General features: G+C 59.2%; 23 protein-coding genes. 7 read left to right on the top strand and 16 right to left on the bottom strand.

All coding sequences use genetic code 11. The features are described from left to right. Positions 1 to 213: 213 nt before the first annotated feature. On the bottom strand, positions 214 to 1,188 hold the full coding sequence (locus tag WH299_RS26000) for a diaminopimelate epimerase (protein WP_339551703.1): 975 nt from the start codon (positions 1,186 to 1,188) through the stop codon (positions 214 to 216). A 173-nt stretch (positions 1,189 to 1,361) separates the two neighbouring features. Here WH299_RS26000 and WH299_RS26005 point away from each other — a divergent pair, with 173 nt between their 5' ends. Together WH299_RS26005 and WH299_RS26010 are read left to right on the top strand one after the other, a co-directional pair. Then, positions 1,362 to 2,024: a carboxymuconolactone decarboxylase family protein gene (locus tag WH299_RS26005; protein WP_123474252.1), complete on the top strand. Its 663-nt coding sequence runs from the start codon at positions 1,362 to 1,364 to the stop codon at positions 2,022 to 2,024. Positions 2,025 to 2,293: 269 nt separating this feature from the next. After that, positions 2,294 to 3,445, top strand: coding sequence for an MFS transporter (locus tag WH299_RS26010; protein WP_339551705.1), 1,152 nt, complete (start codon positions 2,294 to 2,296; stop codon positions 3,443 to 3,445). Positions 3,446 to 3,503: 58 nt separating this feature from the next. Here the strand turns inward: WH299_RS26010 and WH299_RS26015 are convergent, their stop codons facing one another. The 14 genes from WH299_RS26015 to WH299_RS26080 all read right to left on the bottom strand — a co-directional run bounded on the left by WH299_RS26015 (position 3,504) and on the right by WH299_RS26080 (position 18,047). Beyond that, on the bottom strand, positions 3,504 to 4,397 hold the full coding sequence (locus WH299_RS26015; RefSeq protein ID WP_259696509.1) for a hypothetical protein: 894 nt from the start codon (positions 4,395 to 4,397) through the stop codon (positions 3,504 to 3,506). Between the two features lie 651 nt (positions 4,398 to 5,048). Further along, the gene (locus WH299_RS26020) at positions 5,049 to 5,858 is read right to left on the bottom strand and encodes a hypothetical protein (protein WP_240037305.1); all 810 of its coding nucleotides are present in this window, start codon (positions 5,856 to 5,858) and stop codon (positions 5,049 to 5,051) included. Positions 5,859 to 6,082: 224 nt separating this feature from the next. Further along, on the bottom strand, positions 6,083 to 8,488 hold the full coding sequence (locus tag WH299_RS26025; protein WP_339551707.1) for a TonB-dependent siderophore receptor: 2,406 nt from the start codon (positions 8,486 to 8,488) through the stop codon (positions 6,083 to 6,085). A gap of 97 nt (positions 8,489 to 8,585) precedes the next feature. Further along, positions 8,586 to 9,539: a FecR family protein gene (locus WH299_RS26030; protein WP_339551709.1), complete on the bottom strand. Its 954-nt coding sequence runs from the start codon at positions 9,537 to 9,539 to the stop codon at positions 8,586 to 8,588. A gap of 26 nt (positions 9,540 to 9,565) precedes the next feature. Beyond that, entirely contained in the window at positions 9,566 to 10,066 is a 501-nt protein-coding gene (locus WH299_RS26035; protein WP_123474256.1) for a sigma-70 family RNA polymerase sigma factor, read from the bottom strand. An 83-nt stretch (positions 10,067 to 10,149) separates the two neighbouring features. Continuing rightward, positions 10,150 to 10,794 carry a CGNR zinc finger domain-containing protein gene (locus tag WH299_RS26040; protein WP_122724132.1) on the bottom strand — a complete coding sequence of 215 codons (645 nt, stop codon included), beginning with the start codon at positions 10,792 to 10,794 and terminating at the stop codon, positions 10,150 to 10,152. 96 nt (positions 10,795 to 10,890) lie between these two features. Further along, on the bottom strand, positions 10,891 to 11,493 hold the full coding sequence (gene cysC / locus WH299_RS26045) for an adenylyl-sulfate kinase (RefSeq protein WP_123474257.1): 603 nt from the start codon (positions 11,491 to 11,493) through the stop codon (positions 10,891 to 10,893). Next, positions 11,490 to 12,719, bottom strand: a complete 1,230-nt coding sequence (locus tag WH299_RS26050; RefSeq protein WP_126571276.1) for an MFS transporter — start codon at positions 12,717 to 12,719, stop codon at positions 11,490 to 11,492. Before WH299_RS26050 ends, cysC begins: the two co-directional genes overlap by 4 nt. Positions 12,720 to 12,729: 10 nt before the next feature. Then, on the bottom strand, positions 12,730 to 13,500 hold the full coding sequence (locus WH299_RS26055; protein WP_123474259.1) for a class I SAM-dependent methyltransferase: 771 nt from the start codon (positions 13,498 to 13,500) through the stop codon (positions 12,730 to 12,732). 7 nt (positions 13,501 to 13,507) lie between these two features. Further along, positions 13,508 to 14,644 (bottom strand): hypothetical protein, encoded by a 1,137-nt coding sequence (locus WH299_RS26060; protein ID WP_339551714.1) that lies wholly within the window; start codon positions 14,642 to 14,644, stop codon positions 13,508 to 13,510. Next, positions 14,641 to 15,366, bottom strand: a complete 726-nt coding sequence (locus tag WH299_RS26065; RefSeq protein WP_339551716.1) for an SDR family oxidoreductase — start codon at positions 15,364 to 15,366, stop codon at positions 14,641 to 14,643. The genes WH299_RS26060 and WH299_RS26065 overlap by 4 nt, the downstream gene beginning before the upstream one ends. Before the next feature lie 10 nt (positions 15,367 to 15,376). Next, the gene (locus WH299_RS26070) at positions 15,377 to 16,105 is read right to left on the bottom strand and encodes a sulfotransferase-like domain-containing protein (RefSeq protein WP_122724123.1); all 729 of its coding nucleotides are present in this window, start codon (positions 16,103 to 16,105) and stop codon (positions 15,377 to 15,379) included. Next, positions 16,102 to 17,325 (bottom strand): transaldolase family protein, encoded by a 1,224-nt coding sequence (locus WH299_RS26075; RefSeq protein WP_323625262.1) that lies wholly within the window; start codon positions 17,323 to 17,325, stop codon positions 16,102 to 16,104. The genes WH299_RS26070 and WH299_RS26075 overlap by 4 nt, the downstream gene beginning before the upstream one ends. Positions 17,326 to 17,342: 17 nt before the next feature. Further along, complete coding sequence (locus WH299_RS26080; protein WP_323625263.1) at positions 17,343 to 18,047, bottom strand: HAD family hydrolase; 705 nt, start codon at positions 18,045 to 18,047, stop codon at positions 17,343 to 17,345. Positions 18,048 to 18,300: 253 nt separating this feature from the next. Here WH299_RS26080 and WH299_RS26085 point away from each other — a divergent pair, with 253 nt between their 5' ends. From WH299_RS26085 to WH299_RS26100, 4 genes are all read left to right on the top strand, one after another. Beyond that, the gene (locus WH299_RS26085; RefSeq protein WP_122724115.1) at positions 18,301 to 19,095 is read left to right on the top strand and encodes a glucose 1-dehydrogenase; all 795 of its coding nucleotides are present in this window, start codon (positions 18,301 to 18,303) and stop codon (positions 19,093 to 19,095) included. 14 nt (positions 19,096 to 19,109) lie between these two features. Further along, the gene (locus tag WH299_RS26090; protein ID WP_122724112.1) at positions 19,110 to 20,936 is read left to right on the top strand and encodes a glycoside hydrolase family 15 protein; all 1,827 of its coding nucleotides are present in this window, start codon (positions 19,110 to 19,112) and stop codon (positions 20,934 to 20,936) included. 48 nt (positions 20,937 to 20,984) lie between these two features. Beyond that, entirely contained in the window at positions 20,985 to 21,458 is a 474-nt protein-coding gene (locus tag WH299_RS26095) for an isochorismatase family protein (protein ID WP_122724110.1), read from the top strand. 74 nt (positions 21,459 to 21,532) lie between these two features. Further along, a complete protein-coding gene (locus tag WH299_RS26100; protein WP_339551720.1) occupies positions 21,533 to 22,447 on the top strand; it encodes an alpha/beta fold hydrolase in 915 nt (304 codons plus the stop codon). On the opposite strand, the gene WH299_RS26105 is transcribed toward WH299_RS26100, so the two are convergent. Continuing rightward, complete coding sequence (locus WH299_RS26105; protein WP_339551722.1) at positions 22,381 to 23,385, bottom strand: GlxA family transcriptional regulator; 1,005 nt, start codon at positions 23,383 to 23,385, stop codon at positions 22,381 to 22,383. The genes WH299_RS26100 and WH299_RS26105 overlap by 67 nt on opposite strands. Positions 23,386 to 23,475: 90 nt before the next feature. Between WH299_RS26105 and inhA the strand changes: the two genes are divergently transcribed. Beyond that, positions 23,476 to 24,156 carry an isonitrile hydratase gene (gene inhA, locus WH299_RS26110; RefSeq protein WP_122724103.1) on the top strand — a complete coding sequence of 227 codons (681 nt, stop codon included), beginning with the start codon at positions 23,476 to 23,478 and terminating at the stop codon, positions 24,154 to 24,156. The last annotated feature ends 195 nt before the right edge of the window (positions 24,157 to 24,351 follow it).

The following is a 24,351-nucleotide window of genomic DNA, read 5'->3' on the forward strand; positions in this document are numbered from 1 at the left end:
CAAAGCTTAGTCATTTCAGACAGGAATCGACCGCTTAAAAATAAAAAAGAAGTTTCGTACGGCGAAGTTGGAAGTATCTTTTACAAAACAATAAAACGAGCCAGTGTGCCATCCCCTTAATAACAAGAAATGTCCTACACAAACTTACACCAGCATAACTAACTAACATAGAAACGGCCGACACTGATTTACAGCGTCAGCCGTTAAAAAACTTCATGCCTGCAGCTGCGCAGTGCCGAACAGACTGACGCTCAACAACGTCTCGCCCTGAGTGAGCAAGCGAACCGGCGCAATGCCACCTGGCATCACCACCGACACCTCGCCACTCTCGACCCAGCCCGCCCGCCAAGCGGCACACGCCACCGCACTGGCGCTGGTTCCGGAAGACGCGGTGGGCCCCTCTCCCCGCTCGAACACCCGCGCGATGACTCGATTGCCGGGCAGGCGCGCCGCCCATTGCAGGTTCACCCCTGCTGCACAGGGCCGACCACTACCCGCAGGCGGCGCAAACGCAATGGCCTTCAAGGGTTCGAACAGGGCGGGTTGCTGCATCTGTGTGTTGTCCGGCAACGCCGACACCAGCTCGACCAGCGTCACGCAATGGGGGTTACCCACCCGTACAAATTGGCTGGTTGCCCACTGTGGGTCGATCGCCGCCAAGTCGCTCACATGACTCAGTCCAGTTTCATCCACATCCCTCTGCGCGCCCACCGCCTCGGGCCCGAAACCCGGCCTCCCCAACTCAAGCCAGAACCCCGCGACCTGTTCAAGGATTGCCGGTTCAACCCGTGTCGACACGGGTGATGCCGCGTCCGATTTGTCGTGGTGCACCCGCAACTCACAGGCCTCGCTCATCAGGGCCTGGTCGGTGAGTGCCTGAGCGAAAATCGTCAAGCCGTTGCCACTGCGTTCGGCCAGGGAGCCGTCGGTGTTGACGATCAGCAGGTCAAACGGCGGCTCGGCCTGGAACGGCCCGACCAGCAAGCCATCACAGCGATGAACCTTGGCACCGGCCGGACGTGGTAGCGAGCCCCAACTGCATTCGGCGGCGATAGCCGACGATGTCCAGTTGTTGCGGGTACGCGCAGCCCGCGCAGCGCTCTCGGGTACAGCAATGCCCGCGTCTCTCAATGAGGCCGGGCTGACCACGCCGTAGATATTGCCGCGGGCGTCGTAGAACAGTGCCATGAGGTCGTCCACCTGGGCATGTGCTGAAGGAGGAGCAGATTGTGTGGGATCTCGACGCTATACACCATCCTGCAAGCACTACACTCTCAGTTCCCCTGGATGGACGTTTTCATCAGGCCGAAGTCCGTGCGCAGTCGAGCAAACGCCGTCCTCTCACGCTAGAGGATGCAAGCATGAAGACAATCACCCCACACAGTCCCGTTGAAGCCTTATACCGAGAAGGCCGCAAGACATTTATCGAATTGGTGCCGGATGGCGGTGCACGGTTGGATGCGCTGTTCCATACGGCACCCGCCCTCGGTGAGTTGGCGGTAGGCGTGGTGTACGGCTATCTGCATAGCCGCCCCGGCCTTGACCCACGCTTGCAAGAGGCCGCGATCTTTGCCGCGATTGTGGCAGCGGGCATGGTTGGGCCGCCGCTGAGCGTGCACTTCAAGACCAGTCTCGCAGAGGGCCTTGCGCCGGGTGAACTGACCGAACTGCTACTGGTTGCGTCAGCTTTCACAGGGTTCCCCCGTGCGGTGGCGACGGCCGATCAACTCAACCAACTGTTCGCCAGCGCGGGCCTGCCTTCTCCTCCGCCACCGGCACCACGCGCAATCGTCATGGCTTTTTGCGCCAGTGTACGCAGGGGCCAGCCTTCCTTCCCGGTGGACGCCGAGGTCCGCAAACTCCTGCGCAATCCTCGCCGCCTGTCACTGCACGCCACAGCGGCGGATAGAGTGGTGATCGAGAGTTACAAGGGTAAGGAAACCCACCCCAGAGGGATGCTACTGGTGCGTGTGGTGGGCGCCGAGGTGGTTGAGGTCAAGGTCTATGGGCCAACGTCTGCCTGACCAGGTGCCGAAGGCGGCCTGGAAGGTGGTAATCCACCGCGAGAACCCTGGGGTTCAAAAGCCCCCACAGGGATTACGCACCTTCCAGACCGCCTCCTACACATTCGATACTGCTTGTGTGGCGGCGCGCCGTACTGACGTTCCAGATGTGTAAAAATAAAATTCCCGACCGCCGCAATCCCAAGGGAACCCGGCTCGCGTGCCACGGCCTGATGTGCAAGGATGTCACGCCGGACATCGTTCGTAGAACGCAAAACCAAGGATTTTTCATGACTGCCATCCCCACCTCAGCGCCCGTGGTTCCCGGACGGCTGGAGCAAATGTCGACCCGTATCGCTTTCTTCATTGCCGGCTTCGGCATCGCAGCCTGGGCGCCGCTGGTGCCCTATGCCAAGGCCCGTGCCGATTTGAGCGAAGGCACACTGGGCCTGTTGTTGCTGTGCCTGGGTGTCGGCTCGATCATTGCCATGCCGGCCGCCGGTGCGTTGGCATCGCGTTTTGGCTGCCGTCGCGTGCTCAGCGCCGGGACGATCATGATCTGCCTGGCATTGCCGATGCTGGCGACGGTCAGCTCAATTCCGTTATTGATGGCGGGGCTGTTCCTGTTCGGCGCCGGCCTCGGCACCGTGGACTCCACGGTCAACCTGCAGGCGGTGATCGTCGAGAGAGCCAGCGGCAAGACCATGATGTCGGGCTTTCACGGGCTGTTCAGCCTGGGTGGGATTGTCGGAGCGGCGGGCGTTTCGGCGTTACTGGGGCTAGGACTGTCGCCACTGCAGGCGACCCTGGTAGTGATCGTCATCACGCTGGCGGCACTGCTCAAGGCCGCGCCGCACTTGCTGCCCTACGGCAGCGAGAGTTCGGGCCCGGCGTTTGCCGTGCCCCACGGCGTGGTGCTATTCATCGGTTGCCTGTGTTTTATCGTGTTCCTGGCCGAAGGTGCGGTACTCGACTGGAGCGCAGTGTTCCTCAGTGCCGAACGCGGCGTGGACGAAGCCTATGCGGGTTTGGGTTACGCGGCCTTTGCCTTGACCATGACGGCCGGGCGATTGACCGGCGATGCCATCGTGCGCCGACTGGGCGCTACGTGGGTGATCGTAGCCGGTGGCGCACTGGCGGCGGCCGGTACATTCCTTGCCACATTGTCTCCGGCCTGGGAAATGGCCTTGCTGGGTTATGCATTGATAGGCGCCGGTTGCTCCAATATCGTCCCGGTACTCTATACCGCTGTTGGCAAGCAGACCGTCATGCCAGAACATATCGCCGTGCCGGCCATCACCACCCTGGGCTATGCAGGGATATTGGCTGGGCCGGCGGTAATCGGGTTCATCGCCCATGGCAGCAGCCTGGCCACCGCCTTCCTGTTAATTGGAGGGTTACTTGTGGCGGTGGCTGCCAGTGGAAAAGTCTTGCGGGTCTGAACGTAAGGCGACATCGTCGGCTTGAGGCTTTCAAGCCGCTGATGCGCGCCTGCATACCTTACTTCCCCTTCTCTGCCTTGTCGTTCTCCAGCCAGCGGTCAATGCTGTAGTTCTTCAACCAGCCATCGTCGTTATGACTGCCGAAGATGTTGTAGCCGTTGGCTTTATGACTGTCCAGAGAGGCTATCAATCCTGGTCGTTCCATCAGATTCTTGGCCAGGTAGACCTGTTGTTCGCTGTACTTTTTCAAGGGAAACCCGGTGCGCACATCGCGTAAAGGCTCGCCTTTCTTATCAGTCTGGTTCGGATCCTTGCTGATCTCGATGATTGTGTCTTTTTTGACGTACCGGTGTTTTTCGAAAAAGAATGTGCGGTCTTCGGACTTATCCCTGAAATCATCAAACATGCCTTTGAATGCCTGGACGACCTGAGCGTCGGTTTTCGCATGGAACGGGTCCGCGCTTTGTGTATTGGGGTTGGTATTGCCGATCTGTGCGTCGCCAGCCTTGGTCAGGCTGTCATGAGTGATTTCGCCACCCTTGGCAATAATCGCATCGTTCAATCGGGGCCGGTTGAGTATCTCTCGCGCCAACATAATGGTGCGCTCTGAGACCTTGCTGCTGCTGGGTTCCTCTTTGGCTATCTCTTGTAAGGAGTCCTGGGTCAGCCGGCCATCTTTCTTGAAGGCGTCCAGCAATGGCAGGTTGTTCTTCAAGTCGGTCGCCAGCAGATGGTCGTCCGAGCTGACGAAGGGGTTGCCAACTTTTGTCATGCCTCCATACATATTCTGGCCGTCGAAGTGTCGGTCGGCGCCGTTCGCGAAACGGGTGTTGAATGGCTGCGCCGCCGGCAGCGGCTTACCCAGCGCACGCGCATCGACCTCAAAGCGAGACTGACCGCTCCCCGTTGGCCCAGTTTGCGTATATCTCAGATTATTGAAACGACTAATCATGATTCACCTCCACCCTATCTAGATTTCGTAGCCTGGGCCTTGATTGCCTGATCTTCGAAAAGGCCTCGAAATCAAGATGGCACAAGCAGCTATTGAGTGGTCCCCAGAAAACAACGGTTCCGAAGACTGTCATCCAAAACACTGGATATGCCCCAGGGAATGTTAAGCGCTTGTAACCAGATCCCCCGCCGCGCATCTCTACCCTGGAAAATCTCATTGTTCAAAAACAACGACATCTAGCGCCGGGACAACTTGCTCCAAAAACTGGCTAATATGGAAATCACAGAACTGGGCGCCGACTCCTCCGTCAACACCCGAGAACCTTTGTCAAAATCTTCGGCGGTGGGCGCCTTGAAGCTGAACTTCGGCGAGGATGTGAGGTTGAGCCCCTTTGGCTCTCTTGGATTTTTTACCTCTTGTGCAAGTGCAGCCAAGTTCGGGGCGTTGTACTGAGAGTATCGGGATTCAAATGTTGTCGAGTTCATGGTCCAGACCTAATCCGGTAGATGAAGGCCCCCATCGGCATTCAATGGCCGGTGGATATTTTCTTGGTGGTAGCTCTTTGCAACCAGCTCCACCTGATTGGAGGGTATGGCTGCGCCAAGCGCTTGCGGCCCCCTGCCGCGTAGTGCACCGCAGGGGGCCCCAGGTCTAACGAAGCAGTGCGTACAATTCCTGTCGAGAGATCTTCCCATCGCGCTGCCAACTGTGAACGTTGTCCATAGCCGACATCAGGTTCGAACGCGCCATGACCTCCTGCGCCAACTGGATGAGATGATCGCTGCGTGGATTGCCGGTCAACGGTCGCATCGCAAGCGCATGGAGGTCACGAAGCTTGATCGTGCCGCTGAAGAATCCACCTTTCAATTCATTGAAATGGTTCAGCATTTCCTGAACGATTTGCTTGTCGTCTTTCGATTTCAACGGGTTGTCTGACTGAATAAAGCTCCTGATATCGTCCTTGGACAAACGCCCGTCCAGTCCACCGGTGCTGCCATTTCGATCGAGCGATTGCAGCAGCCCAGGACGACGCAGCAGTTCGTTCGCCAGCCGAATATTCGCGTCCGTTGAAGGGTTACCGGTCAACGGTCGATTGGCCATTTTTTCCAAACTCTGTTGCGTGACGGAGCGCGAAGGCCAGCGCCCCCTGAACGCGTCATAATTGTTCAAAAGCGCCTGGGCCAATTGCTCGTTGCTCTGCTTTGAATAATGAGGGTCCGGCAATACCGGGGTCGGACGCGGAGGTGGGCCGGGGTTCGGGCACACATTTTCTGGGAGTGGGCGCGGCGGTGGGCCGCCGAATATCGGGCCGCAATGACTGGAATGCGAGGTGAAATGGATGCCTGCCGAGACTTGAGCACGTGTTGCGGTGGCAGACCGTTCGTTACTGGGTTTTTCCGCTCCGGGGGATGTGCTATCAAAATTAGGAGCGACGTTCTGATTGTATGCTGATACCGACATTCCAGTTCTCCAGTTCGGTGTATTCAAGTGCCTGACCTTGAATCGCCAAGGAAGCCAGCGAAGGCAGGCATTTGCTGAGTGGCAGAACGGTAGGAGCCGGTTCCTGAGAGCGCTGAAATTTTCCAGAATTGAAGTAGGAAGAGCATCTGGACGAGTGAGAGACAACCCACTCTATCGGCAGGACTTGCCGCTCTCCTTGATCAGGAAGAGCGGCGCTTTTTCAATCAGAACCCGACGCTGGCCTGTACGAAGAACGTACGCGGCTCGCCCAGGTACAACCCGGCATTGTTGTCGCTGGAACGGGTGTAGTGCTGTTGATCGAAGACATTTTTTACGCCCACACCCAGCTTCAGGTTGGACAATTGCTCGCCAAAGTCATAACCGCTGCGCACGTTGACTGAGACGTAACCGGGGATATCACCGTACTGACCGTCAGCTGTGCCCTGAGTGACGTAGGTGCTTGTCGTGCCTGGTGCGCGCTGGCCGGACTGGGCGTACACATCCAGGTTATGGGTCCAGCGGTTGACGTCGTAGCGCAGGCCCAAGGTGGCCACTTCACGTGAATACAACGGCAGGTCACGGCCCTTGAACGGTACGTCGCCCTCCGAGGTGGCCTTGGTGTAGGTGAAGCCGGCATTCGCAGTCAGGCCATCCAGGCGTGGGTCCAGGTTCGACAAGTCGTAATGGGCCGAGGCTTCGATGCCGGTGTGCTTGGTCGCACCGAGGTTGGTCCAGCCCACGTCGTTACTGACGTATTGCAGCTCATCCGAGAAGTCGATGTAGAAGAACGTCAGTTCGCCGCCCCACACATTGTCGTTGTAACGCGTCCCCACTTCGTAGGTCTTGGCCTTTTCCGGGTTCAGGCCATTGGCAGTCTGATCGCCTGTGCCGCCCTGGCCCAGCTGGAAGTATTGCAGGCTGCCAAACGAAGTCTCGTAGTTGGCGAACAGTTTCCAGGCGTCGGAGACGTGGTACATCACGCTCAAGGCCGGCAGCGGTTCGTTGTTGTGGACTTCACGGCGTTTTTCCTGGGTGCGCGTGCCGTTCAAGGCAACCACCGGGCGGTCGTGCCATTCGGTACGGATGTCCTCGAAGCGGATACCGGGCGTAATGGTCCACTTGCCGATATCGACTTTGTTATCGATATAGAACGCGTTGGCCTCGGTGCCCCCGGTGCGGTCCTGGTAGACGTGACCATCGCTCTGCCCACCCGGCGTCGGCACATTGTTGACCAGGTTCAGGCTGGTGGCCTGCTCATGCATGCCTTCCTTGAGGTAGCGATAGCCCAGGCTGACTTCCTGGGTACTCGGGCCCACGTCGAACACATGGGACACCCGCGGCTCGATGCCAAAGGTGTAGTAGGTGCGCGGGTAAGAGCCGATCGTCTTGAGGTCGCGGTTGGCGATGTTGCTACCGCGGAAACTGTCGGAATAGTAAGTCAGCACTTCGGCCTGAGTGCGGTCGTCGATCTGGCGGATGTACTTGAAGGACACGTCCTTGCGGCGACCGCTGAAGTTGTCCCAGTCACGCACCGATTGGTACGGGTTGGCATCGAACTGCTTCTGGGTCAGGCCGCCGGGCATGTCGGCGCTGGCGTCGTAGTAGTGGAGGTTCAGCGAGAAGTCGTCTTGATCGGTCGGCGCCCAGTGGGTCTTGAAGATCACGTCGTCGATGTCGTTGGAATTGTTGCTGTTGCGGTAACCGTTGCCATTGACCCCGGAGTACAGCAAAGCGGCGCCGATACCGTTGTCGGCGGTGCCGCCGATAAAAGCGTTGTCCACGTGCTTCCAGCCGCCGTGGGCGGAGGTTTGCAGGGTGGTGCCGACTTCGCCGGAGAATTTCTCGGGAATGGCACGGGTCACGAAGTTGATCACGCCGCCGACGTTTTGTGGCCCATAACGCACGGAACCGGCACCGCGCACCACGTCGATGCTGTCCAGGTTACCCGCTGAAATCGGCGCCATCGACAATTGCGGCTGGCCATAAGGCGCAAACGCGGCTGGCACGCCGTCGATCAGAACCGTAGAACGTGGCGATAGGCGCGACGTCAGACCACGTACGCCGACGTTGAGGGAAATATCACTGCCGCCGGTGCCGTTGGATTCCTGCACCTGCACGCCTGGCACTCGACGCAACACGTCGCCGACGTTCATTGCGCCCTGCTCTGCCATGGCTTCGCGGCGAATCACCGTGCGGGCGCCGGGATGGTTCTGCACGACTTCAGCGTTGGCATCGCCGAGCCAGTCGCCGACCACCTTGATGTCGGTGGCGCCCAGCTCGAGGGGCGAGCCGGCTTCACCGGTGCCGCTGTTCAGCGGGCGCAAGGTGACAGAACCGGCGTCGATCTGGTAGTCCAGGCCGCTGCCTTGCAGCAATTGGCGCAGGGCTTGTTCAGGAGAAAGGTTGCCGTCTACTGCCGGCGCCTGCTTGCCCGCGACCAGCTCGGGGCTGAAGAACACTTGCAGGGAAGTCTGCTGGCCCAACTGGCTCAGCGCCGCGCCGAGGGGCTGGGCCTGGATATGAATGGCGTCGGCCGCATAGGCCGTTGGGAGCGCGGCACTGACCGCGAGCGCCAGGGCCAGCGGCGCCCAGCGGGAGATTTTATTGTTGTTAACGGCGAGTTTTTTCACGTCGAACCTAGTCCTGTGATCGCAAGAGTATGCGGCTGTTAATGCAAACCAGTTGCAGTTGCAGGAGAAGACGAAGAACTCGAAAAAAACCTGAATGTCAGCGTGAAATGATTTCCTGGCTGCCGTCCGGTAAGGTACGCAAGGCCACCGGCAGTATATGCGGCAAGGCCTTGAGCAAGGCGTCGGTGTCGTTGGCCTTGAACACGCTGGTCAGGCGCAGGCTACCCACCGCAGGCGTACTGACCCGCAGCGGTTGCTCGCGATAGCGCGAAACCTCGCGCGCCACTTCGCCCAGCGAAGCGTTGTTGAAGACCAGCTTGCCCGTGCGCCAGGCGGTCAATTCTTCGGTGTTCACGGCGTAGGCCGCGGCCACCGACCCTTTGTTGTCGACGTGGGTACCCAGGCCTGCCGTCAGCGTCACCACCTTGTCCGCTGAATGCCCTTGCACCTTCACGGTCCCGGCCTCGACCATCACGCGAGTCTGGTCTTCATCACGACGCACATCAAAGCGCGTGCCGGTTACCGTCACCTGCCCTGCCCCGGCGGCCACCACAAAGGGTCGACTGGTGTCATGCTCGACGCTGAACATCGCCTCGCCCTGCTTGAGTTCCACGCCACGCCGGCCTTTTTCAAAATGCACCGCGACCACGCTGCGGCTGTTGAGGTCCATCACCGAACCGTCGGGCAAGGCCACCTGGCGATGTTCACCCAGGCGCGTGCTGAACTCGGCACTGTAGAGGTTGGGATGATCGAGCCCGCTGAACAGGCCCAAACCCAGAGCGACGGTGACCACACTGGCGGCGACCGCATAACGCAACACGGCGCGGCGCTTGGGCCGCTCCACCGGGGTCTCACACAACGCCCGCAAACGCGCCTTGGGTAGCAAGTCGGTGGCGCTCCACAGGCCTTGCAACACATCGAATTCATACTGGTGATCGGGATGCTCGTTGCACCATGCATCAAAGCGTTGGCGATCGGCAGCGCTCAATTCGGCGTCTTGCAGGCGCACAAACCATTGCGCGGCTTCGTCTCGGGCACGGTTATCCATCATGGAAGATCCTGTTTCAAAGCGGGCAGTCATGGCGCCATCGCGTCCAGGCGGTCGCGCAGATGCCGCAGGGTGCGGATCATATACTTTTCCACCATGTTTTTAGACAGCCCCAGGCGTCCGGCGATTTCTTGCTGCGTCAGGCCTTCGATCTTCTGCCAGATGAAAATCTTGCGGCAGTTGAGCGGCAGCTCAGCCAAGGCCCGCTCGATTGAGTCCGCCAACTGGATCGCGTGCATGAAATGCTCCGGGTCGCCGCTGTGGGGCGAGCGCTGATCAAAGGCTTCCAGCGTGATGGCCCCGCGACGGTCTTCGCGTCGATAGGCATCCACTGCGATATTGCGCGCAGTCTGATGCAGATAGGCGCGCGGTTGCTCAACCTCGGAGGAAGTTGACTCCAGCACCCGCAAAAAGGTGTCATGGGCCAGGTCTTCGGCCTGCTGACGGTTTCTCAGGCGGCGCGTCCAGGTTCCGATCAACTCTTCGTAATGTTCGAAAAAGCCTGTTCTGCGGGGCGGCTGAGGGATCATCGCGGGTGCACTGGGGAGGCGGGGCGTGAATAGTAATGCTTCCTATTAAGTGGGGCAATTGCTACCCGCCGGATGACCTCAAACTAATGGGTGCTGGTCACCTGCTTGAGTCGGCTGAGCTTTTCGCGGCTGCCGCACACGCTCATCTGGCACCATTTGCGCTGCTTGTTCTTGGAGATATCGAAGAACACCCAATCGCAGTCAGCTGCGCCGCAAATGCGCAATGCGTGCAGATCACCAGAGACCAGTAACTGCGTGGCCTCGATGGCCAAGCGCCCGAGCACCATGGCCGTCAACTCCTGCGCCGTGGTGCAGGGCTTCCACGTCCAGGCAGGTTTGCCCTCCACGGAACGGAGCACCCGCCAGGCAACGCCTTGCTGGAACATCTGGTTTATATGCTGCAAAGCGTCATCGGGCGCGGCCCCCTGTAACGACAAGGGATAAAACACCGCGTACAGGCACTCCCTGAATGCAATGATCGCGTCCAGGTCCGGCTGGTAGGCCATGGATGACGCAAATACCATCGGCTTATAGTCGTCAAACTCTCGGGCCGAGATCAACGACGCATGCAATGCCCACTCGAAGAAGAACTGAAAGCTGGTGAGTCGCTCCTCTATGACCTTGAGCGAAGTGCCAGGGCGACGCCCATTGGTGGTATTGATGAAGTCCAATACACGGGCTCCACCAATCAGACGGATCGATTTTGCAGTGCCCGTGAAATGTGTCATGCCTACTCCTGAAAAAACGCGTTCTCCCTGCGATGGCGCAGATTACCTTGTTTTTTCAGCGTGCAAAGCGTGTCATCCCCGCGCAAAGACAGACGGCTAAGTGCGAACGTCGTTATGCGCAAGCCAATCAAGAATCGTCGCAACCGACTGTTCCACTGAAAGCGCCTGGGTGTCCAAGTGCACTTCCGGAAATACCGGTACATCGTAATTGGAGTCGATACCGGTAAAGTTCTTGATCAAGCCCGCTCGGGCTTTTTTATAGAGGCCCTTTGGATCACGTTGCTCGGCGGTTTCCAACGGCGCGTCCACATGCACTTCAACAAAGCACTCATTGCCGATGATCGAGCGCGCGTAGTGTCGGCTCGCCGACGAGGGTGAAATCAGCGCCACGATCACGATCAGCCCCGCCTCCAGCATAAGCCGCGCCACCTCGGCGACACGCCGGATATTCTCGTCGCGGTCGCTGTCGGTAAAACCCAGGTCTCGGCACAGCCCGCCACGTACCGAGTCGCCGTCGATAATCGCAGTGATCCGGCCCTGTTCCTGCAGGGCATTGTCCAACGCATCGGCAATGGTCGACTTGCCGGACGCGGAGAGCCCGGTCATCCAGATGACCACGGGGTTGTGTTTCATGCCAGCGCGGTGACTGAACGCAAACGCGTGCAGGTTCCGGTGCGGCGTGTCTGGAAAATAACTCATGGCTGCTCGCTCTCCTTGACCGAAACAGGCTGTTTACCCAACAGGAACACCATCACGCATTGCACGAACAGCAACAGTGCCACCACCCAGTAGACCGTCGAGAAGGACCCGGTCAAATCCTTGGAGAACCCGCCCAGGAAATTACCGCACACACCGCCCAAGCCGATCAGCACGTTGGCAATACCGAAGGCCTGGGTCAGGCGGCTGACCGGCACGATTTGCCCGATGTAACTGGGGACCAGCCCGAAGATAGGATAAAACGCCAGCGCAAACAGAAACGCCGCCAAGTAGAACAACGGCAGGCTGTTGAAACTGAACACCAAGGCGGCAGCCAGTCCCGCGCTCAGGAAACACATCGCCAACGACGCACGTACGCCCACCTTGTCGGCAATCCACCCCACCAGGAAGCCCGACGCCATGCCCACCGCACCGATGGTGGTCCAGATAAACCCGGCGTCCTGTACCGACACGCCCAACTCATCACGCAGGAACGGCGCCAGGTAAGTCTGGAACGGCAGCAACGCCATGCCATTGAGAAAGGCGATGGCCCAGGTCAGATACAACGAACGACTGAGCCAGGGCTGCCGACTGTCGAAGGCGGTGGCGCGCTCCCCGGAAAACCCGGTGTCCTGGCTCGCGGCGAGGTTGCGTAACAGAAACCAGGCCACCACGCACAGGACCACCGAGATCAGGCCCGCGGTGAGCCAGATCGAGCGCCAGCCACCATTCAATGTCAGGAACGACACCAGCAAACCGTTGATGAATACGCCGTAGCTGGTGCCGCTGGAAATCAGCCCCATGACGCGGGAGCGATTTCCCGGGCTGAAGCCTTTGGTGACGATCTCCGCCAACGGGATGTACACCGAGGCGGAACAGCCACCGAGCAGGATCAACAACGCCCCCGACAACCAGATGCTGTGACTGACGCTCAACCCCAGCAGTGCCAGGGACGTCATCACCGTAGATACCAGGCTGATCTTCCAGCCCTCGAAAAACCGGCTTATATAGCTTGTAACCGATGAAAACAGCAGGAAACCAATCTGCGCGCCGCCGGTGATCAGGCCCACCGTGGTGTAGTCGAAACCGATGTCGCGGCGCATGTCCACCACCAGGTTGGCGAACAGGTAGACGCCAAAGCCATAAGTGCTGGCCACGAACCCGGTAAGGACCACCGCCAATACGACGCTGTCCAAGGGCCGGGCATTGCTCTGTACGAGTGTGCTCATCAAGCCCTCCTTATTCGGCGCGCGCCGTGTGGATGACGAAATCACAATCCATCATGTCGTAGTCACGCTTGAAGTCGCCGTAACTCTCATGGTGAGTGAACCCGGACTTGAGCACTTCCCCCTTCAATTCACCCGGCAACAGGGGATAGACCTGCAACCGGTACTGTTCTGCGTTATCAAAGGAATAGATGAACTCACACAGACGCTCATTGACCTCCCCCAGACTGACCGACGCATTCGTACCGCAGTAATAGTAATTTCCGCTGGCCTTGTACTTGCCGGCACGAATGGCGAAAAAATTACGCTGATCCACAATCAGCAAGCCACCCGGCTTGAGCAAGGAGCGGAATTTCGCCAGCACCCGCAACCGATCGTGGGCGGCAAAGACATGACACAACGAGCTGCCCAGGCACACCACAGCATCGAACTGGCCAAGCTCCTGGGAGTCCAGTGAATGCCAGTCTCGGTAATGGGACTGAATGTCCAGGCCATGCTTGCGAAAGTTCGCCCGCGCCTTGGTCAACATGGTGCTACTGCCGTCCGTGGCCACCACTTCGAAGCCCGCCTGCTTAAGCTGGACGGCATGGAAACCGCTGCCCGTCGACACGTCGATCACCGAGTGCACACCGTGGCTACGCAGCAGGTTTTCAAAGAACCCGTCCTCCCCGGCCTTGCGTTTATTCCAATCGATCAACTCATCCCAACGCTCGACGAAATCCGGTGAGTACTGCGTGGCATAACTGGCAACTTCGCTGTGCTTGTTTCTGAAAACTTGATTCATCACACACCTACCAGGTCGAATTCTTGAAGGACAGGTATTTGCTCGCCAGTTCGCGGGCAAATTCGGCGGACTGCTCGATGGCCATGGTGTTCTTGGAATACCCCAGCATCGATTGCATGACGGCCATGCACTGCGGGTTGTAAGTGACCGAACCATCACAATGGATTTCGTCAATGCCATCCTGGCTTTGGCAGATGCTATTGATGCGCACCGCCTCGTCCTGTGGGCACGCTTCGGAGAACTGCACCTGGATCCGCCCATCGTGCAGCCACACCGGATACCCGCCCGGAAGCCCAAGAGGCCCCGGCGCATGCACCAGGACCGGCACGGGCGAAAACAGCCCTTCGATGACCGTGACCGCAGAGCACGCGGTGAGGAACTGCCCATCCACCCCGCCCAGGCGACGGAACTCGGATTTCACCGTCGAGAAAATCGCCTCGGCCGGCAGGCGCCCCACTTCCGGGCGATCGCGCACTTCATACAACAAGCGGTAATTGGCACGCGGCGGCAAACCACCGCGCGGCACGTAGTGGCTGAAGTAATGCTGGGCATACAGCTGCACCTGCACATCAGTGGGTGCACATTCGAGCAACCGTGCAATGGAAAAACACACAGCCGGAATCAGGTTGGCCACATTACCGACGCCAATGTCCGGCGCCAGGCCGATGCGCGCCAGGATCGGGTTGACCGCATCGGGGAACGCCGCGTTCACAGTTTTGGTGCTGATGCCGGAGGCTTTCACCGCCTGCATCAGGCAATGCATCAACGTCAGGTGCATGGGCAGCCAGGGGCCGAACTGGGCCTGGTCGAGCTTTTCGAACGACAGCTTGGGCAGCCCGGTGATCACCCGCCATGACTGCAGCGACGCACAGTTCACCAGCATATCCGGGGCTTCTTCACGCAGCAGCTGCGTGACCTTGCCGACATCTGTCAGATCGGCAACGACGGGCTTGATGTCGATAAACTGGCCCAACTGCGCACACGACAACGCCACCAGATTGCACAAGCGGATCGTGGCTTCTTCATTGCGCCCCAGCACCACAAAGTCGAACGCGTTTTTCGGCCCCAGAATCTTGAGTATCTGCAGGCACAGGTTGCCGGCGCCCACCAGCAACAGCTTTTTCTTGCGCACCGGAAGACTCATCGCGGGTAGGCTCCGTTGTCGACCGGGATGACCCTTCCGGTGATGTGACGCATCGCATCGCCCAACAACAGCAAGATAACCTCAGCCACGCCACCGGGCAGGATGGGGTCCTTGAGGACTTCCTGGCGGGCGTACTCAGCACGTCGGTATTCGGGGATGGTGCCGTAGATGGCGGTTTCATGGATCAGCGCCGGGGACACCACATTTACCCGCACGAACGGCGCGAAGTTCCAGGCGTTGGCCTTGCTCAGGCCGATCACTGCCGCCTTCGTGGCGCCGTAGAGCGCGTCGCAACTGCCCACTTCACCGGCCACCGAAGCGATGTTGACGATGCTGCGCGGGGCTTCGTGCGGCATTTCCCGCTCGGCGAAGTCTTTGGAGAGATAGACCAGCGCCTTGAGGTTGACGGTGAGGATCTCGTCTATCTGCTCATCGGAGTAGGCATAGACACTTTTACCGTGATAAATACCGGCGTTATTCACCAAACCATAAATACTTGCATGGCGCTCATAGAGTCGTGGAATGAACCCCTTGATAACGGTCATATCCGAAAAGTCGGTAATGTGCGCCTCGAACACATCAGCGCCATAGAGACCTTGCAGTACTTTCAAGCCCTCGGCATCCTTGTCCGCGCCGATAACAAAATAGCCCTGTAGAATCGCCAGCTCCACAGTGGCCCGGCCAATCCCGTTGGCCGCTCCGGTAATAATCAACTTCTTCATGCAACAATCCCTATTGGCAAAATTCATTCATGCGCGCGTAAAACGTACGGTGATATTCGTACATCGCCTTTAAATTCGGATATTGATCAAATGCTTTGATATCAACGTGCGGAGTATCTGGAGAAACAATCCGCTCACTGTTTTCCGCGTCGACATGCCAACGTCGCCACGTTTTCCATTGTTGTGGGCACTCACGCTTCCACGTCATCGCATGTGGCATAAACTCTATATTCAAATGATCACAGAGTTTACGGATCACCCGTTCCGGCTCTGCGGCCAGGTCATCCGCATTGATCACATAAGGCACTTTGCCGGTCAGCTTGGTGACCACGCAAAATATGTCGTATAGCGCTTTATGCCCAATAGCCTGTAACGGCATATCGGGATGCACCCGATGATGGGAAATAATGCTGCTGGCGGGTTCACGAATAAGAAAGATATTGTCCTGTTGCGCGAGAAAGCCAACATCCACTTTCAAGTCATCCAAACAGTGATAACACATGTCTTTATGAAAAACGTTCGCACGCTCACGGGCATTAAGCAGATGCTCTTTTATGCCTGGGTAAGTGGTGGGCAAACTGTGATCCCACTCATCCGAGGGAATCGCCGAGTCCTCGGAAAACGCCATATGCGCAAACGGCTCATGGAAGACCTCGAAATCGCCCCGCTCGATAAACACACGTTCGAGCACCGTGGAGCGCGAACGTGGGTGTGCCCACAACCCGATCATCCTGTTCATGCGATCACCCCGAATTCAGCGGCGAGCAACGCGTTGAGCGCACGCTTGAACGGCGTCGTCACTGGGCAGAGCCGAACGCAGTAATCCGCCAGGCGCCGATGCGCGCTGTTGGCTTCATTGCAGGCGTTGATAAAGGCTTCATGGTTACCGAAGTCGTAGGGTTCGATGCTGTCGACAAAGTAGGCTTCGTAGAAATACGGAATGCGGATCAGCTTTGCGAAGGTCGACGCCGGCGGTTTCTGAGGTTCCAGCGCGGGCACGACGGGTTTGCCATGGCTTTCGCGCTCGATCAGGAACTCCACTACCTCCGGTGTCAGCGTGTAGCAGGTCGCCGTATGCCCGGTCTTCTCCAGGTGCCAGCAATGTTTGTTGCCACGCTCGTCCACATCGACCTTTATGCTGGACAGCAGGGTCTTGACCGGCGTCTTCGAGGCCGCCACCAGCGCCTGGATCTGCTCGTAGATCATCAACTCAGCCCAGCGCAACTCCTCGGCACTCAAAGCCAGACCACGCTCGGCGGCCTGCAGCGTAAACTCGGGCTGGCAGGCGAAACGCCCGATCATGAACGTAATGACGTACTTGCAGCGCGCAGTGTCGATACCATTGCTGCGGGCAGTCGCCCTACCGCGCTCGATGGCCTGGATACCGGCCTGGAATTGCGCAACCGTGAAGCAGAACGTGATATTCACCGAGCCGCCCTGGGCCACCAGGTGTTCAACCGTTACCAGCCCTTCCAGGCTACCCGGCACCTTGACCATCACGTTCGGCGCCAGGCGCTGCAGTTCCAATCCCCGGGCGCTCATGCGCTCAGTGCAGCGCACGTCAACCGGGTCGACCTGGGCGGAAATCCACCCTTCGGCCTGCGCCGACTGAATCCAACGCGGCTTGAGCGTGGCGGCCCCTTCGACGATGACTTCGTTGTACAGCTGCTTGCGTAACTCGCTGGGAGACAGCTTGCCCACGTTGAAACGTGAGGACCAATACTCGCGCTTTTCGAGGATGACGGCCGTCACTAACCGAGGGTTGGTGGTCACACTGCACAAGCCCCAGGGCTGGGAGAATTCATCCGGCATCAACGCTTCTATATAAGTCACAGCGGCCGGGTATTTTTCCAGCAGGTGTTTTTTATACGGTAGGTATACGGTAGGCGATGAATCCCACCACACTTCTGAAGATTGATCGTTGCGTTTGAGCCGTTCCGGGTAACCAAGTGTGTTCACGACGCCTCCTCCCTGAGTCAATTAAAAATGGTCAATACTTCACGCATGTCAGCAATCGGCAATGCTCCGGCCGCGGCCAATTGCGCATGCCGATGCGCGGGACCAAAGCCCAACACTTTTATATTGGCCGCTACAGCAGCCTGGATACCCGTCACACTGTCTTCCACCACCAGCGCATCACTCACGTCAATGCGGTAAGTTCGGCAGGCCGTCAGAAATACCAGGGGATCAGGCTTCCAACTACCCAACTCGTAACAACTGAATATTCGCCCTTCAAAATAAGAAAACAGCCCAGCCAGGCGTAAGCAATGCTCTATCTTGTTGCGGGGTGCACTTGAGGCTACGCAATAAGGAACTTCCAACTTTTGCAATACTTCCAGCACCCCATCCGAGGCTTTCAAACTGAGTGTCAGTGCTTGCAACGCCCGCTCGCGAAAGTGCTGTTCAAACTCTGTATCCAAACTGATATTTAATATCTGTTCAGCTTCGCGCAAACATTCGGCAATCTTCCGCCCACGGAAGCGCTCGATAAAACAGGTGACATCAAGCAGCGGGTCGCCCTGAACAAGGGCATTAAGCATGGAGATCAATACAGACAGGGTTATTTCTTCACTTTGGACGAGAACACCGTCGCAATCGAAGATAACTAACTTAGGCACGCCAACTAAGGCCGCTGCTTTTACCTGAACTGGTAGTTCCCCTATATCGGCCGAAAGGCACATAGAAATCTCTTAGAGGTGGCCCCGCGATGACTTCCGAACTACCAACGGAGCGGGTTGATGTGTGCCTATAAGACACGGGGCGAAAAAGCCTGTCAAACGCTTTTGAGCGGTTTTTTAGTATCTTATGGTTGTTTTTTATAGTTCTGTTATTCCATTTTTCACCATGGTTGTAGTCGCTAATTTCACACGGGTGAACTTCCCTTGCGCGCGATCAGTCAGCTACTTGAACTCACGAATTTAAGGTCGGTGAGCAATGCGTATCTCGTTGGAGCAACAAGTGGCGCTGGTGACCGGTGCCAGTTCCGGAATCGGCGCCGGCGCGGCCAAGGCTCTGGCGCAAGCCGGAGCAGCCGTGGTGCTGAACTACAACAGCCAGGCCGCACCGGCCGAGGCACTGGCAGAGCAGATCAATGCCGAGGGCGGCCGGGCGATTGCCATCGGCGCCAACGTTTCTAAAGAAGAAGAGGTGGAAAGGCTTTTTGCCCAGACCCTCGATGCCTTCGGCCACCTGGACATCCTGGTGGCCAACTCCGGGATGCAGAAGGACGCCAACCTGGTGGACATGAGCCTGGATGACTGGAATGCGGTGATCGGCGTCAACCTTACCGGCCAGTTCCTGTGTGCCCGCGCGGCAGTGCGCATCTTCAATCGCCAGGGCATGCGCGAAGGCGTGTCGCGGGCGGCGGGCAAAATCATCCACATGAGTTCGGTGCACCAACTGATCCCGTGGGCCGGGCATGTGAACTACGCGGCTTCCAAGGGCGGTGTGGAGATGCTGATGCGCACCCTGGCCCAGGAAGTCAGTGAACAGCGCATCCGCATCAACGGGATTGCGCCGGGGGCGATCCGTACCGCGATCAATCGAGCCACCACCGAAGGCGCGGCAGCACAAGAATTGCTCAAGTTGATTCCCTATGGGCGGATCGGCGATGTGGAAGACGTCGCCAACGCCGTGGTGTGGCTGGCCAGCGATGCGTCCGATTATGTGGTCGGCAGCACACTCTTTATTGACGGCGGCATGAGCCTTTATCCCCAAGGCTCTTATTAAGGAATTCCGTGGCAATGGTTGATTTGAAGAACGAACAACAAAGCGCCATCGATGCCCACGGCATCATCGGCGATATGCGCAGTGCCGCATTGGTGAACGATAAAGGCAGCATCGACTTCTTCTGCTGGCCGGAGTTCGACAGCCCGTCGATCTTCTGCTCGCTGCTGGACAGCCCCGATGCCGGCATTTTCCAGCTCACCCCGGACCTGCCCAACGCGCGCCGCGAACAGATCTACCTGCCCGACACCAACGTACTGCAAACCCGCTGGCTCAGCGATGAGGCCGTAGTAGAGATCACCGACCTGCTGGCTATCAGCGAAGAAATCGATGACCTACCGCTGCTGATCCGCCGCGTGCGTGTGGTCAGCGGCAAGGCCGATATTCATCTGCGCTGTGCGGTGCGCCATGACTACGCGCGCACGCTCACCCAAGCCACCCTTGACAACGGCACGGTTTGCTTCAGCGCCGAAGGCCAACCCGGCCTGCGTTTGTCCGGCAGCCACCCCTTGCAGATCAAAGACGGCGGCGCCGTGGCCAGCTTTACCCTGGGCCAGGAAGAAGGTGCCGAATTCGTCCTCGGCGGCCAAGAGGATGAACGGGTGGACAGCAGCTGCACGGACCTGGCGTTGGCCCATACCTTGAAGTTCTGGCGCGGCTGGATCGCGCAATCGAACTACCGTGGGCGCTGGCGCGAAATGGTCAACCGTTCGGCCCTGGCGCTCAAACTGCTGACCTCGCGTAAACACGGCGCGATCATCGCCGCCGCCACCTTCGGCCTGCCGGAAACCCCCGGCGGCGAACGCAACTGGGACTATCGCTACACCTGGATCCGCGACGCATCGTTCACCGTGTATGCCTTCATGCGCCTGGGGTTTGTCGAGGAAGCCAACGCTTATATGCGCTGGCTCAAAGGCCGCGTGAGCGACTGCTGCGACCAGCCGACCAAGATCAACATTTTGTATGGCATCGACGGTCGCCAGGAATTACCCGAGGCCGAGCTTGAGCACTTCCAAGGCCACGGCGGCGCCAAACCGGTGCGCATCGGCAACGAGGCGTTTGACCAGATCCAGCTAGACATTTATGGCGAGCTGATGGACGCGGTGTATCTGGTCAACAAGTACGGTGAAGCCATCTCCCATGAGGGCTGGAAACATACAGTAGAAGTTGCCGACCAGGTCTGTGAAATCTGGAACACTAAAGACGTGGGCATCTGGGAAATGCGCGGCGAGCAGCATCACTTCCTGCACTCACGACTCATGTGCTGGGTAGCGCTGGACCGCGCCATCCGCCTGGCCTCCAAGCGTTCGTTGCCGGCGCCGTTTGCACGCTGGGACCAGACCCGCCAGGCGATCTACGCCGACATATGGAGCAATTTCTGGAACGAAGAGCGCGGGCATTTCGTGCAGCATACCGGCACCACCGCGCTCGACGGTTCGATGTTATTGATGCCGTTGGTGAGGTTTGTCGCGGCCACCGATCCACGCTGGCTCTCGACCCTGGAAGCCATCCAGAAAAGCCTGGTGCGCGACGGCATGGTCTACCGCTATCGTAACGACGACAGCCAGATCGACGGCCTGCAAGGCACCGAAGGCGCGTTTGCGGCCTGCTCGTTCTGGTACGTCGAATGCCTGGCCCGCGCCGGGCAAGTTGAAAAGGCCCACCTGGAATTCGAGCAACTGCTGCGCTACGCCAACCCGCTTGGCCTGTACGCCGAAGAGTTCGACACCCAGGCCCGCCACCTGGGCAATACACCCCAGGCCTTGAGCCACCTGGCGTTGATCAGCGCAGCGACGTTCCTGGATCGCAAGCTCAGCGGGGAGAAAACCACCTGGCAACCCTGAAGTGGCCTGTGCACAATGGGCGGCCACTCGACCACGGACAGGAACGCCATGCGCCAGGTACTGCTGATCATCGACGTGCAACCTTCCTTCAACCCGCCCACGTGGCTGGTGGACGGCATCAACACCCTGCTGGGGCGCATGCCGTCAGTCGCCACCGTGGAGCGCCACGACGAGAGCGTCACGCCCTTCGCCCGGCAACTCGGCTGGCAACCGGCGCCGAACGACCAAAGCCTGGTGGCCGCTGATCGCATCTTTATCAAACACGGCTATGCGCCAACCCCCGAGACCGTTTCCTACCTGAAAAGCCTCGCGCCGCAACGTGTACTGGTGTGTGGTATCCAGACCGACACCTGCGTGCTGGCGGCGGGGTTCGCGCTGTTCGACGCGGGGTTGCAGCCGACCTTGATCAGCGACCTCACGGTAGGTTCGTCGCTGGACCGGTCGGGGCAGTTGGGGGTGGATCTGTGGCGGCATCATTTCAAGCATGTGCTGCACAGCACCGAGCTGAGTCTAGACAAGTAACACCACTGCGTTTATCTGCACGCCATTGCGTCATACCTTTGGACTAGAGTTCCAGCATCTAACAGGAGCCTCCGATGACGATCGCCACCTCGCTGCTGTACGCACGCACGCCCATGCTCGATATCGCCTACGAAGCCCACGGTCCCCTCGACGGTGAGCCGGTGATCCTGCTACACGGTTTTCCCTATGACCCGCGCGGCTATGACGCGATTGCGCCGGTACTGGCCGAGCGTGGCTACCGGGTACTGGTGCCGTACCTGCGCGGTTACGGCCCGACGCGGTTTATCAACGAGCAGGTGATGCGTTCCGGGCAGCAGGCCGCATTGGCCAAGGACCTACTGGACTTCATGGATGCGCTGGCGATCCCGCAAGCCACCCTCGCCGGGTACGACTGGGGTGGGCGAGCCGCGTGTATCGTCGCGGCGTTGTGGCCACAGCGCGTGCGCGGGTTGGTGACCGGCGATGGCTACAACATCCAGGACATCGCCAAGTCACTGAAGCCCAGGGCGCCAATGACGGAGCATCGCTTGTGGTATCAGTTCTACTTTCACACCCAGCGCGGCGTGGACGGCTTGACCGCCAACCGTGGCGAACTGTGCAAGTTGCTGTGGTCGTTATGGTCGCCGTCGTGGGCCGAGGGGCCGGGACTGTATGAGCAGACCGCGCCGTCGTTCGATAACCCGGATTTTGTCGAGGTGGTGATTCACTCCTATCGCCACCGGTTCATGTATGCGCCCGGCGACCCGACGTTGGAAGCCATCGAGCAGGCGCTGGCTTTGCAGCCGCCGATCTCGGTGCCGAGCATTTCGCTGTGCGGCGCCGATGATGGGGTGGGGCCACCGCCTGAAGTGGATGATGATGTCGAGCATTTCAGCGGGTTTTACCGGCGTCAGGTGCTGCCCGGCGTGGGTCACAATATCCCTCAGGAAGCACCGCAAGTCACGCTGGATGCGCTGCTGGAGTTGCTGGGCGAAAAGCGTTCGCGGTAAGCCTGGGGCGTCACCGACAAGGCGCGAAGGAAGCTGCGGCGCAAGGTTTCTTCACAGCCAAAACCACACTGCACGGCGATACGTTTGATCGACGCCGCGCTGTCAGCCAATTGCCGACGCGCGGTTTCGACGCGGATCAATTCGACGGCACGTGCCGGGGTCTGACCGGTTTCGGCGCGGTAGTGGCGTACAAAGCTGCGTTCGCTCATGCCGGCTTGGGCGGCCAGGGTGGCGATGTTCAGGTCCAGGGTGAGGTTTTCGGCGATCCAGGCGTGAAGTTCGGCGAAGCGGCTGTCGTCTTTTTGCAGGGACAGGGTCACGCTGAATTGGGACTGGCCGCCGGGGCGCTTAAGGAACACCACCAGGTGCCGCGCCACTTCCAGGGCCACAGCGCGGCCCAGGTCTTCTTCCACCAGCGCCAGACACAGGTCGATGCCAGCAGTGACGCCGGCGGACGTCCATACGGCGCCTTGCTGGATGAAGATCGGGTTGGACTCCACCGTCAACGACGGGAATTTGCGCGCCAATTCTTCGCAACGTGTCCAATGGGTGGCCACGCGACAGCCATCGAGCATGCCACTGGCGGCGAGCAGGAACGCGCCGGTACACACTGACGTCATGCGCCGGGTGTGACGGGCTTTCTCGCGCACCCACTCCACCAGCGCCGGATCTTCGGCGGCGCCGTATACGCCCCAGCCGCCGGCAATCACCAACGTATCGCACGGCGCATCGACGGCGGGCAGCGGCTCGGCCAGCAGTGCCAAGCCAGCCGACGTCATCACCGGCTCCGCTTGGGCAGCAATCACCGACACGGCGTAAGGCAACGGCAGGCCGCGCTGACGCGCCAGGTCATTGGTGGAGGCGAACACCTGCAACGGTCCGGTGACATCAAGCACCTGGGCGTTATCGAAAGCGAGGACGTGGACGATTCTGGACATGATTGGCGTGATTCGTGGGATCAATGGCGTATTCGCCAAAGCCTAGGCCTCTAGAGTGAAGCCGTCCACCCCTTTGACGGAGCGCTATTAATGACCCTGCAGATTGGCTTTGTATTGTTCCCCGGTATCCAGCAACTGGACCTCACCGGTCCTTATGACGTACTGGGTTCGCTGCCGGATGTGCAGTTGCACTTGGTGTGGAAAGACCTGGAACCGATCACTTCCAGCACTGGCCTGGTGTTCACACCGACCATGACCTATACCGACTGCCCGCGCCTGGATGTGATTTGCGTGCCTGGCGGCTCCGGTGTTGGCGCGTTGATGGAAGACCCGCAGACCCTGGACTTCCTCAAGGTCCAAGCTCAGACCGCCCGCTATGTGACGTCGGTGTGCACCGGCTCGCTGGTGCTCGGTGCCGCCGGTTTGTTGCGCGGGCGCAAGGCGACCACACACTGGGCCTACCACGACCTGCTCGCCCCGCTCGGTGCAATTGCAGTGCAGGAACGCGTGGTGCGTGACGGCAACCTGCTGACCGGTGGTGGCATCACTGCCGGTATCGACTTTGCGCTGACGTTGGCTGCCGAGTTGTACAGCGAAGCGGCGGCGCAACTGGTGCAATTGCAGATCGAATATGCGCCGGCACCGCCGTTTGATTCCGGGCGTCCGGACACGGCGCCCAAGCATGTGTTGGAGGAAGCCAACAAGCGCACGGCTGAATCGCGCAGGGTGCGTGGGGAGATCGTTGCGCGGGCGGCGGCTCGGTTGGGGTGATTCGGCATAGCTCCTGTGGATACTGCAAAAGCGATGTTTGGGTCGGGCTGGGGACATATCCGTTATTTGGGTGATGGCGGGTATTGGTTCCGCCCTTACGGCGGCTCACTTTTGAACAGCGCAAAAGTAAGCAAAACGCTCTTGCCCCAACACTCGGCACCTCGCTTAGGCTCGGTGTGCCCGTAATCCGACAGT

Source organism: Pseudomonas sp. MYb541, from assembly GCF_037479595.1.
Taxonomy (GTDB): Bacteria; Pseudomonadota; Gammaproteobacteria; order Pseudomonadales; family Pseudomonadaceae; genus Aquipseudomonas; species Aquipseudomonas canadensis.

Excerpts from the sequence above, each read along its gene's own strand:
- WH299_RS26010 (WP_339551705.1), top strand. The coding sequence starts at position 2,294 with ATGACTGCCATCCCCACCTCAGCGCCCGTGGTTCCCGGACGGCTGGAG.
- WH299_RS26095 (WP_122724110.1), top strand. The coding sequence starts at position 20,985 with ATGCGCCAGGTACTGCTGATCATCGACGTGCAACCTTCCTTCAACCCG.
- WH299_RS26005 (WP_123474252.1), top strand. The coding sequence starts at position 1,362 with ATGAAGACAATCACCCCACACAGTCCCGTTGAAGCCTTATACCGAGAA.
- WH299_RS26050 (WP_126571276.1), bottom strand. The coding sequence starts at position 12,719 with ATGAGCACACTCGTACAGAGCAATGCCCGGCCCTTGGACAGCGTCGTA.
- cysC (WP_123474257.1), bottom strand. The coding sequence starts at position 11,493 with ATGAGTTATTTTCCAGACACGCCGCACCGGAACCTGCACGCGTTTGCG.
- WH299_RS26035 (WP_123474256.1), bottom strand. The coding sequence starts at position 10,066 with ATGATCCCTCAGCCGCCCCGCAGAACAGGCTTTTTCGAACATTACGAA.
- inhA (WP_122724103.1), top strand. The coding sequence starts at position 23,476 with ATGACCCTGCAGATTGGCTTTGTATTGTTCCCCGGTATCCAGCAACTG.
- WH299_RS26105 (WP_339551722.1), bottom strand. The coding sequence starts at position 23,385 with ATGTCCAGAATCGTCCACGTCCTCGCTTTCGATAACGCCCAGGTGCTT.
- WH299_RS26065 (WP_339551716.1), bottom strand. The coding sequence starts at position 15,366 with ATGAAGAAGTTGATTATTACCGGAGCGGCCAACGGGATTGGCCGGGCC.
- WH299_RS26100 (WP_339551720.1), top strand. The coding sequence starts at position 21,533 with ATGACGATCGCCACCTCGCTGCTGTACGCACGCACGCCCATGCTCGAT.
- WH299_RS26070 (WP_122724123.1), bottom strand. The coding sequence starts at position 16,105 with ATGAACAGGATGATCGGGTTGTGGGCACACCCACGTTCGCGCTCCACG.
- WH299_RS26060 (WP_339551714.1), bottom strand. The coding sequence starts at position 14,644 with ATGAGTCTTCCGGTGCGCAAGAAAAAGCTGTTGCTGGTGGGCGCCGGC.
- WH299_RS26015 (WP_259696509.1), bottom strand. The coding sequence starts at position 4,397 with ATGATTAGTCGTTTCAATAATCTGAGATATACGCAAACTGGGCCAACG.
- WH299_RS26020 (WP_240037305.1), bottom strand. The coding sequence starts at position 5,858 with ATGTCGGTATCAGCATACAATCAGAACGTCGCTCCTAATTTTGATAGC.
- WH299_RS26090 (WP_122724112.1), top strand. The coding sequence starts at position 19,110 with ATGGTTGATTTGAAGAACGAACAACAAAGCGCCATCGATGCCCACGGC.
- WH299_RS26055 (WP_123474259.1), bottom strand. The coding sequence starts at position 13,500 with ATGAATCAAGTTTTCAGAAACAAGCACAGCGAAGTTGCCAGTTATGCC.
- WH299_RS26040 (WP_122724132.1), bottom strand. The coding sequence starts at position 10,794 with ATGACACATTTCACGGGCACTGCAAAATCGATCCGTCTGATTGGTGGA.
- WH299_RS26030 (WP_339551709.1), bottom strand. The coding sequence starts at position 9,539 with ATGATGGATAACCGTGCCCGAGACGAAGCCGCGCAATGGTTTGTGCGC.
- WH299_RS26000 (WP_339551703.1), bottom strand. The coding sequence starts at position 1,188 with ATGGCACTGTTCTACGACGCCCGCGGCAATATCTACGGCGTGGTCAGC.
- WH299_RS26080 (WP_323625263.1), bottom strand. The coding sequence starts at position 18,047 with ATGTGCCTTTCGGCCGATATAGGGGAACTACCAGTTCAGGTAAAAGCA.
- WH299_RS26085 (WP_122724115.1), top strand. The coding sequence starts at position 18,301 with ATGCGTATCTCGTTGGAGCAACAAGTGGCGCTGGTGACCGGTGCCAGT.